Source organism: Mycobacterium nebraskense, assembly GCF_002102255.1.
Taxonomy (GTDB): domain Bacteria; phylum Actinomycetota; class Actinomycetes; order Mycobacteriales; family Mycobacteriaceae; genus Mycobacterium; species Mycobacterium nebraskense.
Window position 1 is genome coordinate 51,927 of the sequence record NZ_LQPH01000156.1, and the last position, 15,964, is coordinate 67,890.

A 15,964-nucleotide genomic window follows, 5' to 3' on the forward strand; every position below is an offset into this window, starting at 1 on the left:
AAGGTGGCTGCCATGGCTTACGACGTCGCCCGGGTGCGCGGACTGCATCCGTCCCTGGGTGACGGGTGGGTGCACTTCGACGCGCCGGCGGGGATGCTGATCCCGGATTCCGTCGCGACCACCGTTTCGACGGCCTTCCGTCGATCCAGCGCCACCACGGTGGGTGCGCACCCGTCCGCGCAGCGCAGCGCCGCAGTTTTGGAGGCGGCGCGAGCGGCGGTGGCCGACCTTTTCAACGTGGACCCGGCGGGCGTGGTGCTCGGGGCCGACCGCGCGATCCTGTTGTCGGCGCTGGCCGAGGCGTCATCCTCACGCGCCGGACTGGGCTACGAGGTGATCGTCAGCCGCCTGGATGACGAAGCGAACATCGCCCCGTGGCTGCGGGCGGCGCACCGCTACGGCGCCAAGGTGAAGTGGGCCGAGATCGACATCGAGACCGGCGAGCTGCCGACGTGGCAGTGGGAGGGCTTGATCGGAAAGTCGACCAGGCTGGTGGCCGTCGCCTCCGCGTCCGCGGCGCTGGGCACGGTCACCGACCTGCGGGCGATGACCAAGCTGGTGCACGACGTCGGCGGGCTGGTGGTGGTCGACCATTCTGCAGCGGCGCCCTATCGGTTGCTCGACGTGAAGGAAACCGACGCCGACGTGGTGGCGGTGAACGCTCTGGCGTGGGGCGGCCCGCCGATCGGCGCGGTGGTGTTCCGCGATCCGGCGCTGGTCAATTCCTTCGGCTCCATCTCGACGGACCCCAAGGCGACCGGCGCGGCGCGTCTCGAGATCGGCGCGCACCAGTTCGGTCTGCTGGCTGGGGTGGTCGCGAGCATCGAGTATCTGGCGGCGCTCGACGAGTCCGCCCGCGGCGGCCGCCGCGAACGCCTGTCCGTGTCGATGCAATCGGCCAGTTCGTATCTGAACCGGATCTTCGACTACCTGATGGTGTCGTTGCGTTCGTTGCCGTTGGTCATGGTGATCGGCCGTCCGGAGGTGCGGATACCCGTGGTCAGCTTCGCCCTCAACGGCGTGCCCGCCGAGCGGGTGGTACAGCGGCTGGCGGACAACGGGATCCTGGCCGTCACCAACGAGAATTCCCGCGCGCTCGACGTCCTGGGCGTCAACGACATCGGCGGCGCGGTGACCATCGGGCTGGCGCATTACTCGACGACGGCCGAGGTCGACCAGTTGGTGCGCGCGCTGGCGTCTCTCGGCTGAGCCGGGTCCGCGAGCGTAACCTCACGGCGAAAATCCAGCCCGGAAATCGCAGCCCCGCTACGCTCGCGAATTCCGTCAGACCGTCAGCACGATTTTTCCGGTCACCTTGCCCGACGTCAGCTGCTGATGGGCCTCACCGGCCTGCTGGATGGGCATGCGGGCGCCGATAATCGGGCGGACGCGGCCCTCGGCGATCATCGGCCACACCGACCCGATCACCGCCTGCACGATCTCCGTCTTGCTGTTCGGCCCGGTGACCGGGCGGGCACGCAGCGTGGTGCCGATGACCCGAGCGCGCTTCATGAGTAGCTTGCCGATATTGAGCTCGCCCGTGATGCCGCCTTGCATGCCGATGATCACGAGCTGCCCGTCGGTCGCCAGGGCGTCGATATTGCGGTCCAGGTAGGCCGCGCCCATGATGTCGAGGATCACATTGGCGCCCATGGCGCCGCCCGTTTCGTCGCGCAGCCGCGCGACGAAGTCCTCGTCGCGGTAATTGATGGTGATCTCGGCGCCCAGCTCGCGGCAGAAGGTCAGCTTCTCCGCCGACCCGGCCGTGACGGCCACCCGAGCGCCCAGCGCCCGGGCGACCTGGATCGCGTGGGTTCCGATGCCGCTGCCGCCGCCGTGCACCAGCAGCAGCTGGCCCTTGCCCAGGTGGGCGGTCAGCACCAGGTTGGACCACACCGTGCAGGCCACTTCCGGCAACCCGGCAGCGTCGACGAGGTCGGCACCGTCGGGAATCGGCATCACCTGGCCGGCGGGAACGGCGACGTACTCGGCGTAACCGCCACCGGCCAGCAGCGCGCAAACCTCTTGTCCCACTGACCAATCCGTTACGCCGGAGCCGACCTCGGCGACGACACCGGACACCTCCATGCCGATGATTTCGCTGGCGCCCGGCGGCGGCGGATATTTACCGGCGGCCTGCAGCACATCGGCACGGTTCACGCCTGCCGCGGCGACCTTGATGAGTACCTCGCCGGCTCCGGCGCCGACGTCGGGCACCTCTTGCCAGGACAGTTGATCGGAGGATTCGGCGACAATCGCGCGCATGACGGCGACGTTACTAGCCCCCGTTACCCTTATCAGCGGTGGCGTGGCAGAGCGGCCTAATGCACTCGCCTTGAAAGCGAGAGACGGCTAACACCGTCCGGGGGTTCAAATCCCTCCGCCACCGCAAGTGTCAGCCGACGGGCTGGTGCAGCGTCTTGGCGGCAGCCGCGCCCTGCTCCGACAGCACGTTCTCGTTGGGGGCGACCGCGCCTTGGCGCAGCGCCGAGCAGACCGCGTCGAGTCCCTCGACGGCCCGCCCGGATTGCAGGCCCACCTCGGCGGTGAACCGAGCATGGTCGATGACCTTCAACCGTCGCTTGGAGCCGCATGTTTCCCGCCCGAGGCCGGTATCAATCGGTGGGGATCTCGGCGGCGATCGTGTCCATCAGGGCGGTGTAGCGCTTGGCCTCCGGATCCCGCCCGGGTTTGCCGCTGCTGACCACGCCGGCCGCCAGACCCCGCGCCGGGTCGGCCCAGATCGCGATGTTGACCAGGCCGAGATTGCCGAAAGCGTTGGGCGCGTTACGTCCGAACGGCCCCCACCGATCCGTTCCGAGGATGAAGCCGGTGCCCCACCGGGCCGGTTGCAGCCCGACCGCGAAATCCGGTCTCAATCGCCGGCATTCCTTGATCGCGCCGTACATCGTCTCCGGGCTTATCACCCGCACGCCGTCGAGATTGCCACCGCGACGCCAGATTTCGGCGAACCGTGACATCTCCTGTGCGGTCGAAATCGTGTTGGACGACGGGATGATGGTGGTGAGAAACAACGGGGTGTTGGTGATCGGGATCATCTCGTGCACGGTTCCACCGATCGCCTTGCGGAAGATCTGCGCGACCACCGGCGGCAGTGGGCGCCCAGTCGCGTGGCTGGGCGCGACCAAGTGCAGGTCCTCTTTGGCGACACCGAAGTTGGTCCACCGGAAGCCGAGCGGGTCGAGGATCTCGGCGGCCAGTATCTCCCGAATCTCCTTGCCCGTGGCCGCGTAAACGATCTCGCGTACCAGCGGACCCCAGGTCAGCGCGTGGTACATGTGGAACAGCCCAGGGCGGTAGAGCGGGCGCAATTCGCCGAGCTTCTGCTGCGCGTATTCGTGGTCGTCCGCGCGTTTGATGTCCGGCTTGGCCCCGGTCGGGAAGGGCAGCCCGGCGCTGTGGGTCATCACGTGCCGGATGGTGATCCGATGCTTGCCGTGACTGGTGAAGGTGGGGATGTAGTCGCAGACGCGGTCGTCGAGTGCGAAGACGCCGCGCTCGACGAGCATGTGCATCACGGTCGCCGCCATCCCCTTGGCCGCCGAATACACGCAGAACGGCGTGTCGGGTGTGACGGGGATCTTCTCGGCGTCGGGCGGGTCACTGGGGGCGTTGCCCCAGCCGTGGCCGATCGCGCGGTTGAGCACCACGCGCCCGTGCTGACGGATGCACAGCTGGATGGCGGGGTGGAAGCCCGCCCGGTACCAGTGCCGCGCGGCCGCCCAGATCCGGTCGACGGCGGCGCTGTCGATCTCGGAATGGTCTTCGTCGCCGATCGCCGTCACGGCGTCCAGGTCGGCCGGGAGGCGGATCTTGCCGTCTGGTGTCACCTCAGCGAGGGTACGTGGCGCCGGATCACTCCCCGGTGAACTGCGGCGGGCGCTTCTCGAATGTCGCCGCGATGCCCTCGGTCAGGTCCTTCGAGGGCAGGAAGGCGGCGTTCCAGGCGGCGACGTAGCGCAGGCTCTCCGATACGGCGGCGATGCGCTGCTGGTCGAGAACGTCCTTGACGCCGTGGACGGTCAGCGGCGGGTTGGCGGCGATCTCGGCCGCGGTGGCGTGCGCCGCGGCAAGCGCGGCCTCGGCGTCGCCGTACACGTCGTTGACCAGACCGATCTTCTCGGCCCGGGCGGCGTCGATGTCCTTCCCGGTCAGCGCCAGTTCCCGCAGGTGTCCGTCGTTGAGGATCATCGGCAGGCGGGCCAGGCTGCCGACGTCGGCGACGATGGCCAGTTTGACCTCGCGCACCGAGAATTTGGCGTCGGCGCTGGCGTAACGGATGTCGACCGCGGAGATCAGGTCGACGCCGCCGCCGATGCACCAGCCGTGCACCGACGCGATGGTCGGGGTGCGGCAGTCGGCGACCGCGGTGATGGCGCCCTGCATGCGTTTGACCTCGCGGTGGAACACGGCGCGCGGGCCGGCCAGCGCGTCACCGGACAGCAGTGGGGTGAAGGAGCCGCCCATCGCGGGCACGTCCAGGCCGTAGCTGAAGTTCTTGCCCGAACCGGTGATCACGATGGCCCGGACCTCGGGGTCGGCGTCCAGCGCCGCGAACACCTCCGGCATCTCCGACCAGAACGCCGGGCCCATCGCGTTGCCCTTGCCCGGCCCGATCAGCGTCACCTGTGCGACGTGATCTTTCGTTTCGACCGTGACGGATTCGTATGCTTGCGCCATATCGAGACCGTAGCGTGGCAAATATGGCTCCTGATTTGCGGCCCGGCCCACACTCCCCGCCCACCGATGAACTGCACAGCGCCGAAGACACGCTCGGGGTGTTGCAGCGGGTGCTGCACACGATCGCGGCCGACGACCTGTCCCGGCAAACGCCGTGCGCGGAGTTCGACGTGGCGCAACTGACCGATCATCTGCTCGGCTCGATCACGGCGCTGGGCGGCATGGTGGGCGCGGAGATTCCGGAGCCCGACCAAGGTGATTCGGTGGAACGGCAGGTGGTCGCCGCGGCCAGGCCCGCGCTGGATGCCTGGCATCGCCACGGCCTGGACGGGTCCGTGCCGTTCGGCAAGGGCGAGATGCCCGCCAAGAGCGCGTGCGCCGTCCTGTCGATCGAATTCCTGGTCCACGCTTGGGATTACGCCGCCGCGGTGGGACATGAGATAAACGCGCCCGAACCGCTGTCCGAATACGTGCTGGGGCTGGCCCGCCACATCATCAGGCCGGAACTGCGCGGCGGCGCCGGGTTCGACGACCCGGTGGACCTGCCCGAAGATGCCGGCGCGCTCGACCAATTGGTCGCGTTTACCGGCCGCAACCCGGCCCGGTAGCTCGAACCCTGAGCCGCTACACCCGCTCGAGGTAGAAGTAGTAGTACCGGCCGTTATCCCGAACGCCCTTGCCGTTCATGATGCCCATCACGGCGTCGTCGTCGATCTTCTTGAAGTGGTCGTGCACGGGCTGGCCGTCGTAGACCATCGTCGCGATGACCTCCCCGCGGAACTCTTCGAGCCACAGGCTGGCCTCGCCCTTGCCCATTTCCTTGTTCGAGAACTTGTTGCCGTCGGCGTCGAGGCAGACCAGCGGCTGCACGTCGCGGGCCGAATTGAAGGTCTTGCCGAACCAGCCGGCCTTTTCCAGCTGGCCGTTCATCCGGTGGCCGGTGCGGAACTCGCCGCCCTTCCACTCGCCCAGCATCTCCTCGATTGTCGCGGGCTCAAGACTGGCCCAGAAGTCGTCGAGCTCGGTGTCGGGGATGTCGCCGCCGCGCTCCTTGAACTCGGTGAACAGTTTGCGCGCCAAGTCCAACGGACTACTCCTTACGGGTCGGTGCGGGAAATCCAGTCGCGGGCGAAGTGCAACAGGGCGTCATTCTCCTCCACCGCGCCGATGGTGACGCGCACCCCCTCGCCTGCGAACGGTCGCACCACCAGACGCGCGTCGGCGGCCTGCTCGGTGAAGTCCGTCGTACGGGCACCCAGCGGCAGCCAGACGAAGTTGGCCTGCGACGGCGGCAGGGTGAACCCGGCGTCGTGCAACCCGGCGCTGACGCGGGTGCGCTCGGCGACCAGGGCGTCGGTGCGGGCCATCAGTTCGTCGGACGCCTCCAGCGACGCGATGGCGGCCGCCTGGGCGACGTTCGTCACGGCGAACGGCATGACGACCTTGTCCAGCGCGGTGATCAGATCGGGGTGGCCGATCGCATAGCCGACGCGCAGGCCGGCCAGCCCGTAAGCCTTCGAAAAGGTCCGCAGCACAACGACGTTGCTGCGGGATAGCGCCAACTCCAAGCTGTTGGGCAGCATGCCGTCGCGGATGTATTCGACGTAGGCCTCGTCAATGGCGATCAGGATGTGCGGTGGTACGGCCTCGATGAAACGGGCCAGGGCGTCGGGATCGACCACCGTCGACGTTGGATTGTTCGGGTTGCAGACGAAGATCAGCCGGGTGCGGTCGGTGATCGCGGCGAGCATGGCGTCGAGGTCGTGCGTGTGGTCGGTCAACGGCACTTTGACCGCGGTCGCGCCGGACACCTGCACGATGGGCAGGTAGCACTCGAAGCTGCGCCAGCCCATCATCACCTCGTCGCCGGCGGAGGCGGTGATCTGCACCAGCTGCTGGCACAAGGTGACCGAACCGCTGCCGACGGCAATCTGCTCGGGGGCGACGTTGGAGCCCAGGTGCATGGCCAATGCCGCCTTGAGGTCGACGCTGGCGTTGTCCGGGTAGCGGTTGACGACGGCAACGGCGCGCTCGATCGCCGCATGCACGCTGGGCAGCGGCCCGTGCACCGTCTCGTTACTGGCCAGTTTGATCGAGCCCGGCACGTTCTTGCCGGGCACATAGACTGGCAGTCCGGCCAGTTCGGGACGCAAGCGAGCGGTCACTTCGACAGTTTATGTCGCAGATGTGTACGCTATGGCCGGTTCGGCGAGACCGGGAAAGGGTCGGGTACCCTCAAACAGTCCAAGGGAGGCGTGCCAGAGCGGCCGAATGGGGCTCACTGCTAATGAGTTGTCCCCCTCAAAGGGGACCGGAGGTTCAAATCCTCTCGCCTCCGCTGGGTCCTCTAGCGGACCACCATGCAAGACAACTGAACACGGGCGCCCGTAGCTCAACGGATAGAGCATCTGACTACGGATCAGAAGGTTAGGGGTTCGAATCCCTTCGGGCGCGCATTCTCACCGGCCCTTCGCGCCGGCCTTGTCCGATATCCCGGATCAATTGGATCTCATGCGTACCCGCATGGCGCTGGTCCTGCTGGCTGCGCAGTACCGCCGAGTAAACTCCGATGAAAACCCGCTCCAGCCAACATGATTCGGCACTTCTGCCACCCGTATGCGTCGGCAAAGGCTGACCGCTAGCGGCCGCCGAACGGCCCTCCGAATGGCCCGCGGCGCGGCGGCACGGTCACGGTTTGCGTAACGGTGCTGGTCTCGGTGCTCGGCGATACCGTGACGGTGCTCGGCGGCTCCGTCGTGGTGGGCGTGTCGGTGCTCGGCGGCGGGGCCGTCTCGGTGACCGTCTCGGTCGGCGCCCCACCGCCGCCGCCCCCGCCGTGGTACCGAGGTGACTCCGTCGTGGTGGTGGTCACCGTCGTGGCCGGAGTGGTGGTCGTGGTGGTGGTGGTGGTGGTGGTGGTGGTGGTGGTCGTCGCTGCCGGGCTATGAGCGGGCGATCCGGTCGCAAGCTTGACCACCGCGAAGACCAGCGCAGCGAGCACGATCGCCCCGACCGCGCCGGCCGCTATCAACGCCGCCGGACGGCGGTACCAGGGAGTCGGCGGCTCCGGCTCAGGCGCCGACTCGTCGTAATACCCGCCATACCCTGCGGCCTGGGTGGGCTCGGAGTAGTAGTCGGGTTCCTCGGGATACGGCGGCACGAAGGGAGATGTCAGTGGATCAGCCCGCGTTCTCGATCAGGCCCAGCGCGCGCTCGAACAGGTGCACCGTGGCCGCGTGCAATTGGTCGCCGACCTCTTTTTCGGCCTTGCCCGCGCAGGCCCGGGCGAGCGTTCCCTCGATCACGATGCCCAGCTTGAAGCAGGCCAGCACGGTGTACCAGGTGATATGCGACAAGTCGCGGGTGGTGTTGGCGGCGTAGCGCTGGAAAAGCTCGTCGGTGCTGGCCAGTCCGTCCTGGCCGCCCAGGGCGTGGCTGAACACGGTGGAACCGTCGGGCTGGCGCCAGGTGGCCAGCAGCCAGCCCAGGTCCAGCAGCGGGTCGCCGATCGTGCACATCTCCCAGTCGACGATCGCGACCACGTCCGGCCCGGTTCGAGAGAACATCACGTTGGCGGCGTGGTAGTCGCCGTGCATGATCCCGGGCGTCCACGTTGCCGGCCGGTGGCGTTCCAGCCAGGCCGACACCTCCTCGATGCCGGGGATCTGCGGCCCGGGGTAGCCGTCGTACTCGTTGTAGGAGTCCAGCTCCGAAAGCCAGCGCGGCACCTGGCGCTCCAGGAAGCCCTCCGGCTTGCCGAAGTCGGCGAGACCGACCGCGACGTGGTCGACGGCGCCCAGCTTCGCCAGCGCATCGGCCATCGAGAGGCCCATGCCGTGCCGCACGGTGGGATCGCCCGCGTGCAACGGCAGCAGCCCTTCCCCGGCGTTGAACCCGTCGACCGGGTCCATCAGGTAGAAGACCGCGTCGCCGAGCACACTCGGGTCGTCGCATGCGGCGATCAGGTGGGGGTGTGGCACGTCCGAATCAGACAGCGCCGCAAGAACTTTAGTTTCCCGCAGGATCACGCTGTTGCTCCGCGGACGCAGGTGCCGCGGCCCGCGTCGCAGCACGTAGGGCCGTCCGGCCCGGGTGAACCGAAGCATGACGTTCTGCGTTCCCCCGGTGACGGCGGAGACCTCCTCCAGCGGGCCCTCGCCAAGTCCCCGCTCGGACATCCACGCCGCGACGGCGTCGAGATTCACGGCATCCACGTTCAGCCCTCGCCGATCAGGGCGAACACTTCGTGCGGCGTACGCGTCATGCCAGCTGCTCCTCTGCAACCTGTGGGCCGTCTGGGAAAAAGCGTAGGCCACCGCCGGGAAGGGGCTTCGGGTGGCGGAGGCTGGAACAATAGTGTGCGGAACTAACTGACTCTCGGGCCTGGAGGGGAACTGGCGATGCCGCGTACAGACAACGATTCCTGGGACATCACCCAAAGTGTGGGAGCCACCGCGCTGGGTGTCGCGGCGGCGCGGGCTGCCGAGACCGAGAGCGCCGACCCGCTCATCAACGACCCGTTCGCGCGCGTCTTCGTGAACGCGGCGGGTGAGGGGGTGTGGAGCATCTACGCCGATCCCGGGTTGCTGGCCAAGGCGGTGGAACTGGAGCCCGACGTGCGGTCGCGCATCCAGCTGATGATCGACTTCATGGCCACGCGGACAGCGTTTTTCGACGAGTTTTTCCTTGGCGCGGCCGACTCTGGCGTTCGGCAAGTGGTGATCCTGGCCGCCGGCTTGGACGCACGCACGTGGCGGCTGCCATGGCCCGACGGCACGGTCGTCTACGAGCTGGACCAGCCCAAAGTCCTGGACTTCAAGACCAACACGCTCCGCGAACACGGCGCGCAGCCAAAGGCGCGACTGGTGAACGTGCCGATCGATCTGCGGCAGGATTGGCCGAAGGCGTTGCAGGAAGCCGGATTTGACGCGTCCAGGCCGGCCGCCTGGTCGGCCGAGGGCTTGGTGCGTTACCTGCCGGCGCAGGCCCAGGACCTTTTGTTCGAGCGCATCCATTCGCTCAGCGCCGACGGGAGCTGGCTGGCTTCGAACGTGCCGGGCGCGGGATTCACCGATCCCGAGCTCGTCCGGCGCCAGCGCGAGGATATGCAGCGTATGCGGGCCGCGGCCGCCAAGCTGGTCGACTCCGAGATCACCGACTTCGACGACCTCTGGTACCCCGAGGAGCGCACTCCTGTCGACGGTTGGCTGCGGGAGTACGGCTGGGATGTCGCCACGGCGACGTTTTCCGAGTTGATGGCCCGTTACGGTCGCAGCGTTCCGCAGGACGCGGGGCACGCGATGCCGCCCACGTTGTACGTGTCCGCGCAGCGGCGTCGCTAGGGCGCGTCAACACGACCGCCGGCGGCTCGGTGCGGGTCGACCGTTGAACGTCCTTTTGCCGCAACGCCGCTACCCTCGCGGTTGTGGCTGATCGACCTGCGCGGGTGAGCGACGTGCACGAGATCGCCGCGTCGATGCCGCACGTGCAGCGCCTGGAAGGTCCGAAGGGCAACCCCATTTACCAGGTGGGCGGGAAGTCGTTCGTGTTCTTTCGCACCCCTCAGCCCGATGCGACCGATCCGGACACCGGTGAACGGTATCCGGACGTGATCATGCTCTGGGTGGAGTCGGAGAGCGACAAATTGGCGTTGACTCAGGATCCCGCTGCGCCGTTTTTCACCACCGACCATTTCGACGGGCATCCTTCGGTGCTGGTGCGGGCCAGTCGGCTGGCCGAAATCGGCAGGACGGAACTCAGCGAGATGATTCAAGACGCGTGGCTGTCCCGGGCCTCGAGGAGGCGGGCCGCCGCATGGCTCGCCGACCACACCTAGGCCCGCCGGGCTCCGCTGGCGCACTGCCGAATTCACCCGCAGCAAATGTTTAGACACAAGTCGAACGGGTAACTAAAGTCCACGAGAAATTTTTCTCGACCACATTGGAGGTCACCATGCGTGGCAGCGGAATCATCGGCACGATTGCCCTGGTGTGGCTGCTCATCGGGGTGTTTGCGGCATGGCAACGCGATTACTTCAAGGGTGACTCAACCAGTTGTGTCACAGCGGGAAACATCGCGTTGACCGTCATCGCGGGGCCTTTGAATTACGGGGGCGTCAACCCGAAAGTCAAGGACTGCCATGTTCCGCAGCCCAGTTCAATGCCCGGTGTCCTAGTGCCCCTCACATAAAGGAGTCGTCATGATTGTCCTAGGTGTAGTCCTGCTTATTCTCGGGTTTGTATTCAGCGTCCCATTGCTGTGGGAGATCGGCGTCGTCGTGCTCGTCATCGGCGCCGTGTTGTGGATTATGGGCTCCATCGGCCGCCCAGTCGCCGGCCGGCGCTACTGGTATTAACCACTTCGCCGGGAAAACGGGATCGCGCGACTGCCCGGCAGTCGCGCGATCCCGTTCACAGGGCACGCAAAGGTAGGCCATAGCGGCGGCTCAGCACGGTGCGCATACTGGAACCTGTGACACAGCCCCGGGCCTCAGTCGAGCGGGTTGTCATGTGTCGTGCCGACGGGAATCCGATCAACGTGTTGGTCGTGGACGATGAGTCCGTCTTGGCCGAAATGGTGTCGATGGCGCTGCGGTACGAGGGCTGGAATATCGCCACCGCCAGCGACGGGGCATCGGCCGTCGCCGCCGCCCGCGCCCAACGCCCCGACGTGGTCGTCCTCGACGTGATGCTGCCCGACATGAGCGGGCTCGACGTCCTGCACAAGCTGCGTGAAGAAAACCCGCAGCTGCCGGTGCTGCTGCTGACGGCCAAGGATGCCGTGGAAGACCGCATCGCCGGGCTGACTGCCGGCGGCGACGACTATGTCACCAAACCGTTCAGCATCGAAGAAGTGGTGCTGCGCCTGCGGGCCCTGCTGCGGCGCACCGGAGTGACGACGGTGGACAGCGGCGCGCAGCTGATGGTCGGCGACCTGGTGCTCGACGAGGACAGCCACGAGGTGACCCGGGGTGGCGAGCCAATTGCGTTGACCTCCACCGAGTTTGAGTTACTGCGGTTCATGATGCGCAACTCCAAGCGGGTACTGAGCAAGGCCCAGATTCTCGACCGGGTGTGGAGCTATGACTTCGGCGGCCGGTCTAACATCGTCGAGCTCTACATCTCCTATCTTCGCAAGAAGATCGACAACGGTCGCGACCCCATGATCCACACACTGCGTGGCGCGGGTTATGTCCTCAAGCCGGCTCGCTGACGCTCGGCGGGCCTGGTCCCTGCGACTGCGGTTGCTGGTCGGGCAGATCGTCGTGCTGGCCATCGTGTGCGTGGGCATCACCGTGGTGACCGAACTGGCGCTGAACCACCACCTGGTGAAGCAACTCGACGGGCAACTCGCCGGCACGTCTTTCCGCTCGGCGCTGATGTACCCCGAACCGAACCACCCGGGATGGCGGCACGAGCACTCCTACTATCCGCGGCCGGGCCCCGGCCCGCGGTTCCTGGACGCTCCCGGGCAGCCGGCCGGCATGGTGGCCGCGGTCGTCAATCACGGCAAGACGGTTGACGCCGGCTACCTGACCAGCAGCGGCGCCCGGGCCGCGCTGACGCCCACCGCCCAGACCCAACTGGAGCAGATCGCCGGCAGCCGCGCGCCGGTCACTCTGAACCTGGACGGTCTTGGCCGATACCGGGTGATCGCCGCCCCGAGCCGCAACGGCGACGACATCATCGTCACCGGCCTCTCGATGGCCAACATCGACGCCACCCTGATCCGGATGCTGATCATCTTCGGGATCGTCACCGTGATCGCGTTGGCGGCCGCGACGATCGCCGGGGTCGTGATCATCCGGCGGGCGCTGGCGCCGCTGCGCCGCGTCGCGCAGACCGCGAGCAGGGTGGCCGACTTGCCGCTGGATCGCGGTGAGGTCGAGCTGCCGCTCCGGGTGCGCGAATCCGACGCCAACCCCTCCACCGAGGTCGGCCAACTCGGGTCGGCCCTCAACCGGATGCTCGACCACATCGCGGCCGCGCTGTCGGCCCGGCAGGCCAGCGAGACCCGCGTCCGCCAGTTCGTCGCGGACGCCAGTCACGAACTCCGAACGCCCCTTGCCGCGATCCGCGGCTACACCGAACTCACCCAACGCATGGGTGACGACCGCGAGGCGGTGGCGCACGCGATGAGCCGGGTGGCCTCCGAGACGGAACGGATGACCCGCTTGGTCGAGGACCTGCTGCTGCTGGCCCGCCTGGACTCCGGGCGGCCGCTGGAACGCGAACCGGTCGATTTGTCGCGGGTGGCGGTCGACGCGGTCAACGACGCGCATGTCGCCGGACCGGATCATCAGTGGGAGCTCGACCTGCCTGAGGAACCCGTGATCATCACGGGTGATGCGGCCCGGCTACACCAGGTGCTGACCAACCTGCTCGCCAACGCCCGCCTGCACACCGGCGCGGGCACGGTCGTGACCACGCGACTGAGCACGGAGCCGGCACACTCCGTGCTGCAGGTCGTCGACAACGGCCCCGGCATCCCGGCGGCGCTTCAGTCCGAAGTGTTCGAGCGGTTCGCCCGCGGTGATACCTCGCGGTCCCGCAAGGGCGGCAGCACCGGTCTGGGTCTGGCGATAGCGTCTGCGGTCGTCAAGGCCCACAACGGGACGATCACGGTGAACAGCTCACCCGGCCATACCGAGTTCACGGTGCGGTTGCCACTCAACGGGTGGCAACCGCCCGCGTCCTCAGCTAGCTAGAGCAATTGACGTCGATTTCGAACGGCTTGTTCACCGGTTGCATCGGGTTGGCCATGTCGACCCCGGTGGCCGTCCCGGTGATCTTGTAGCTGTTGCCGTTCTTCTCGGCGGAGGCATTGCCCTGCCCGGTCCCCGAGGTGTAGCCCAGCGTCACGCCGTTGACGTTGCCCAGCCCGACCGACTTCACCTGGGGCGGATTGGCGTCGGTGAGCACGGCGGCGATCCCGGTCGCTGCGCCACCGATCGCGATGTTGACGTTGCCGCCGGCGGTCGTGCACACGACCGAGCCGCTCACGTTCTGGTCCTTGCCGTCGATGAGGACCTTGGTTCCGCTGGCAGCGCCCGCCGAGGTGTTCACTGCGGAGCTGGTACCCGAACCGCCTGAACTCGACTTATTGCTGGAACAGCCGGAAATACCGGCGGCCAGAATTGCTGCCCCAGCCACCGCGACCATCAGTCCACGCTTCACGTGTTCTCCTTTGCCCGAAAGTTGCGACCCTCGGCATTGAAGGCCGTCTGGGCAGTATGCGGGTTAACTGGACCGAACATCTAGGGTTCCGGGTAATTGTTTCTGTCTTCGTAGGTCACGTGACAAGATGCGCCGCAACGATTCGCGGAATGGCGCATCAATGGCAATGTATTGGCGTGGAGCGCAAACCCCCTACCGCAGTCATCGAGGCGGCGCATCGCACGCACGCGCTGCCATTCCATGACGACACGGACTTTCACAACGCCGATCGTGGATTCATCGCCGCCCTGTCCCCGTGCGTCATCAAGGCGGCCGACGGACGCGTGGTGTGGGACAACGACGCCTACTCCTTTCTCGGAGGTCCCGCGCCGTCGTCGGTGCACCCCAGCCTGTGGCGGCAGTCGACTCTGGCCGCCAAACAAGGCCTCTACGAAGTGGTTCCGGGCATCTACCAGGTCCGTGGCTTCGACATCTCGAACGTCACGTTCGTGGAGACCGACACCGGCATCATCGTCATCGACCCGCTGGTGTCCACCGAGGTCGCGGCGGCGGCACTGGCGCTCTATCGCGCCCACCGCGGGGGCGACCGCCGCGTCGTCGCCGTGATCTACACCCACAGCCATGTCGACCACTTCGGCGGCGTGCTGGGCGTCACCTCACAGGCGGACGTTGACGCCGGCGCGGTGGCAGTGCTGGCGCCGGAAGGTTTCGTCGAGCACGCGGTCCAGGAGAACGTCTACGCCGGTCCGGCCATGACGCGCCGGGCGACCTACATGTACGGCACCCTGCTGGCGCGCGGGCCCCGGGATCAGGTGGGCTGCGGGCTGGGCCAGGCTCCGTCTACCGGTGAGGTGGCGATCATCGTCCCCACCGTCGACGTCCGCGAGACCGGCGAGAAGCACACCATCGACGGCGTGGAGATCGAGTTCCAGATGGCGCCCGGCACCGAGGCGCCCGCCGAAATGCATTTCTACTTCCCGCATTTCCGCGCGCTGTGCATGGCCGAGAACGCCACCCACAACCTGCACAACCTGCTGACCCTGCGCGGTGCCCTGGTCCGCGACCCGCACGCCTGGTCCGGCTACCTCACCGAGGCGATCGACACCTTCGCCGACCGCGCCGACGTGGTATTCGCCTCCCACCACTGGCCGACGTGGGGCCGGCAGAGCATCGTCGAGTTCCTGTCGCTGCAGCGCGACATGTATGCCTACCTGCACGACCAGACGCTGCGGCTGCTCAACCGGGGCTACACCGGGGTCGAGATCGCGGAGATGTTCCAGATGCCGCCGGCGCTCGAGCGCGCGTGGCACACGCACGGGTATTACGGGTCGGTCAGCCACAACGTGAAGGCGATCTACCAGCGCTACATGGGGTGGTTCGACGGCAACCCGGCCCGGTTGTGGCCCCATCCGCCGGAGGCCCTCGCGCCGCGCTACGTCGAGGCGATGGGTGGAATCGACCGTGTTGTCGAACTGGCCCGCATGGCGTTCGATGCCGGTGACTTCCGTTGGGCGGCAACTCTGCTGGATCATGCGATCTTCACCGACAACGGGCATGCCGGCGCCCGCACGCTGTACGCCGACACGCTCGAGCAGCTGGCCTACGGCGCCGAGAACGCGACCTGGCGCAACTTCTTCCTCAGTGGCGCAACCGAGTTGCGTGGCGGAAACTTCGGCACCGCGGCTCAGGTCACCTCGCCCACTATGCTTACCCAGCTGACCCCGGAGCAGATCTTCGACAGCCTCGCCATCCGGGTCGACGGCCCCCGCAGCTGGGAGCTCGACCTTGCTATCGACCTCGCCTTCGCCGATCTGGCCGCCAACTATCGGCTCACCCTGCGTAATGGGGTGCTCGTGTACCGCAAGGCGGCCGCCGAACCGGCGACGGCAACCGTTACGGTCAACCTGGACAGCAAGTCTCGGCTACTGACGGCGGCGCTCGGCGACTTCGCCTCGCCCGGGCTACAGATATCCGGTGACCAGGCGGCGCTGCGGGCCCTCCTGGGCGTGCTGGATCAGCCGGACCCGAGTTTCAACATCGTCACTCCGTGACACCGAGATTGCCGAGAGGGCTGTCTGGGGCCTGGA

General features: G+C 67.2%; 17 protein-coding genes, 3 tRNA genes and 1 pseudogene. 12 read left to right on the top strand and 9 right to left on the bottom strand.

Annotated features, from left to right (window positions below):
* Window positions 1–12 precede the first annotated feature (12 nt).
* Window positions 13–1,209, top strand: coding sequence for a cysteine desulfurase-like protein (locus AWC17_RS23420; protein WP_046182750.1), 1,197 nt, complete (start codon window positions 13–15; stop codon window positions 1,207–1,209).
* Between the two features lie 75 nt (window positions 1,210–1,284).
* On the opposite strand, the gene AWC17_RS23425 is transcribed toward AWC17_RS23420, so the two are convergent.
* Window positions 1,285–2,265 carry an NAD(P)H-quinone oxidoreductase gene (locus AWC17_RS23425; protein ID WP_046182749.1) on the bottom strand — a complete coding sequence of 327 codons (981 nt, stop codon included), beginning with the start codon at window positions 2,263–2,265 and terminating at the stop codon, window positions 1,285–1,287.
* 37 nt (window positions 2,266–2,302) lie between these two features.
* Between AWC17_RS23425 and AWC17_RS23430 the strand changes: the two genes are divergently transcribed.
* A tRNA-Ser gene (locus AWC17_RS23430) sits at window positions 2,303–2,389 on the top strand.
* 24 nt (window positions 2,390–2,413) lie between these two features.
* Here AWC17_RS23430 and AWC17_RS23435 read toward each other — a convergent pair.
* The 3 genes and pseudogenes from AWC17_RS23435 to AWC17_RS23445 all read right to left on the bottom strand — a co-directional run.
* Window positions 2,414–2,584 (bottom strand): annotated as a pseudogene (locus tag AWC17_RS23435) (Rv2629 family ribosome hibernation factor); the annotation flags it as partial.
* Window positions 2,585–2,615: 31 nt separating this feature from the next.
* Window positions 2,616–3,851, bottom strand: coding sequence for a lipase LipE (lipE, locus tag AWC17_RS23440; protein WP_046182747.1), 1,236 nt, complete (start codon window positions 3,849–3,851; stop codon window positions 2,616–2,618).
* Window positions 3,852–3,876: 25 nt separating this feature from the next.
* Complete coding sequence (locus AWC17_RS23445; RefSeq protein ID WP_046182746.1) at window positions 3,877–4,701, bottom strand: crotonase/enoyl-CoA hydratase family protein; 825 nt, start codon at window positions 4,699–4,701, stop codon at window positions 3,877–3,879.
* Between the two features lie 23 nt (window positions 4,702–4,724).
* Here AWC17_RS23445 and AWC17_RS23450 point away from each other — a divergent pair, with 23 nt between their 5' ends.
* Window positions 4,725–5,309 (top strand): TIGR03086 family metal-binding protein, encoded by a 585-nt coding sequence (locus AWC17_RS23450; RefSeq protein ID WP_197083367.1) that lies wholly within the window; start codon window positions 4,725–4,727, stop codon window positions 5,307–5,309.
* A gap of 16 nt (window positions 5,310–5,325) precedes the next feature.
* On the opposite strand, the gene AWC17_RS23455 is transcribed toward AWC17_RS23450, so the two are convergent.
* Together AWC17_RS23455 and hisC are read right to left on the bottom strand one after the other, a co-directional pair.
* Window positions 5,326–5,787, bottom strand: a complete 462-nt coding sequence (locus tag AWC17_RS23455; protein WP_046182744.1) for a DUF4334 domain-containing protein — start codon at window positions 5,785–5,787, stop codon at window positions 5,326–5,328.
* Between the two features lie 11 nt (window positions 5,788–5,798).
* Entirely contained in the window at window positions 5,799–6,866 is a 1,068-nt protein-coding gene (hisC, locus tag AWC17_RS23460; RefSeq protein ID WP_046182743.1) for a histidinol-phosphate transaminase, read from the bottom strand.
* A gap of 84 nt (window positions 6,867–6,950) precedes the next feature.
* Between hisC and AWC17_RS23465 the strand changes: the two genes are divergently transcribed.
* Both AWC17_RS23465 and AWC17_RS23470 read left to right on the top strand, forming a co-directional pair.
* A tRNA-Ser gene (locus tag AWC17_RS23465) sits at window positions 6,951–7,039 on the top strand.
* Between the two features lie 43 nt (window positions 7,040–7,082).
* Window positions 7,083–7,155: transfer RNA gene (locus tag AWC17_RS23470), tRNA-Arg, on the top strand.
* A gap of 184 nt (window positions 7,156–7,339) precedes the next feature.
* Here the strand turns inward: AWC17_RS23470 and AWC17_RS23475 are convergent.
* Window positions 7,340–7,861 carry a hypothetical protein gene (locus AWC17_RS23475; protein ID WP_085165158.1) on the bottom strand — a complete coding sequence of 174 codons (522 nt, stop codon included), beginning with the start codon at window positions 7,859–7,861 and terminating at the stop codon, window positions 7,340–7,342.
* Between the two features lie 19 nt (window positions 7,862–7,880).
* Window positions 7,881–8,879: a phosphotransferase family protein gene (locus AWC17_RS23480; protein WP_231588391.1), complete on the bottom strand. Its 999-nt coding sequence runs from the start codon at window positions 8,877–8,879 to the stop codon at window positions 7,881–7,883.
* Window positions 8,880–9,101: 222 nt separating this feature from the next.
* Here AWC17_RS23480 and AWC17_RS23485 point away from each other — a divergent pair, with 222 nt between their 5' ends.
* The 6 genes from AWC17_RS23485 to AWC17_RS23505 all read left to right on the top strand — a co-directional run bounded on the left by AWC17_RS23485 (window position 9,102) and on the right by AWC17_RS23505 (window position 13,408).
* Entirely contained in the window at window positions 9,102–10,043 is a 942-nt protein-coding gene (locus AWC17_RS23485; RefSeq protein WP_046182740.1) for a class I SAM-dependent methyltransferase, read from the top strand.
* 83 nt (window positions 10,044–10,126) lie between these two features.
* On the top strand, window positions 10,127–10,537 hold the full coding sequence (locus tag AWC17_RS23490) for an MmcQ/YjbR family DNA-binding protein (protein ID WP_046182739.1): 411 nt from the start codon (window positions 10,127–10,129) through the stop codon (window positions 10,535–10,537).
* Between the two features lie 104 nt (window positions 10,538–10,641).
* Window positions 10,642–10,890 carry a hypothetical protein gene (locus tag AWC17_RS23495; protein ID WP_046182738.1) on the top strand — a complete coding sequence of 83 codons (249 nt, stop codon included), beginning with the start codon at window positions 10,642–10,644 and terminating at the stop codon, window positions 10,888–10,890.
* A 10-nt stretch (window positions 10,891–10,900) separates the two neighbouring features.
* Window positions 10,901–11,056, top strand: coding sequence for a DUF6131 family protein (locus AWC17_RS32825; RefSeq protein WP_090419013.1), 156 nt, complete (start codon window positions 10,901–10,903; stop codon window positions 11,054–11,056).
* Window positions 11,057–11,208: 152 nt separating this feature from the next.
* Window positions 11,209–11,913: a response regulator transcription factor gene (locus tag AWC17_RS23500; protein WP_046185295.1), complete on the top strand. Its 705-nt coding sequence runs from the start codon at window positions 11,209–11,211 to the stop codon at window positions 11,911–11,913.
* A complete protein-coding gene (locus AWC17_RS23505) occupies window positions 11,891–13,408 on the top strand; it encodes a sensor histidine kinase (protein WP_046185296.1) in 1,518 nt (505 codons plus the stop codon). Before AWC17_RS23500 ends, AWC17_RS23505 begins: the two co-directional genes overlap by 23 nt.
* On the opposite strand, the gene AWC17_RS23510 is transcribed toward AWC17_RS23505, so the two are convergent.
* A complete protein-coding gene (locus AWC17_RS23510) occupies window positions 13,401–13,877 on the bottom strand; it encodes a lipoprotein LpqH (protein WP_046185294.1) in 477 nt (158 codons plus the stop codon). The two genes, AWC17_RS23505 and AWC17_RS23510, sit on opposite strands and share 8 nt — an antisense overlap.
* Before the next feature lie 170 nt (window positions 13,878–14,047).
* On the opposite strand from AWC17_RS23510, the gene AWC17_RS23515 reads away from it, so the two are divergent.
* On the top strand, window positions 14,048–15,928 hold the full coding sequence (locus AWC17_RS23515; protein ID WP_167385630.1) for an alkyl/aryl-sulfatase: 1,881 nt from the start codon (window positions 14,048–14,050) through the stop codon (window positions 15,926–15,928).
* Window positions 15,929–15,964: the final 36 nt, after the last annotated feature.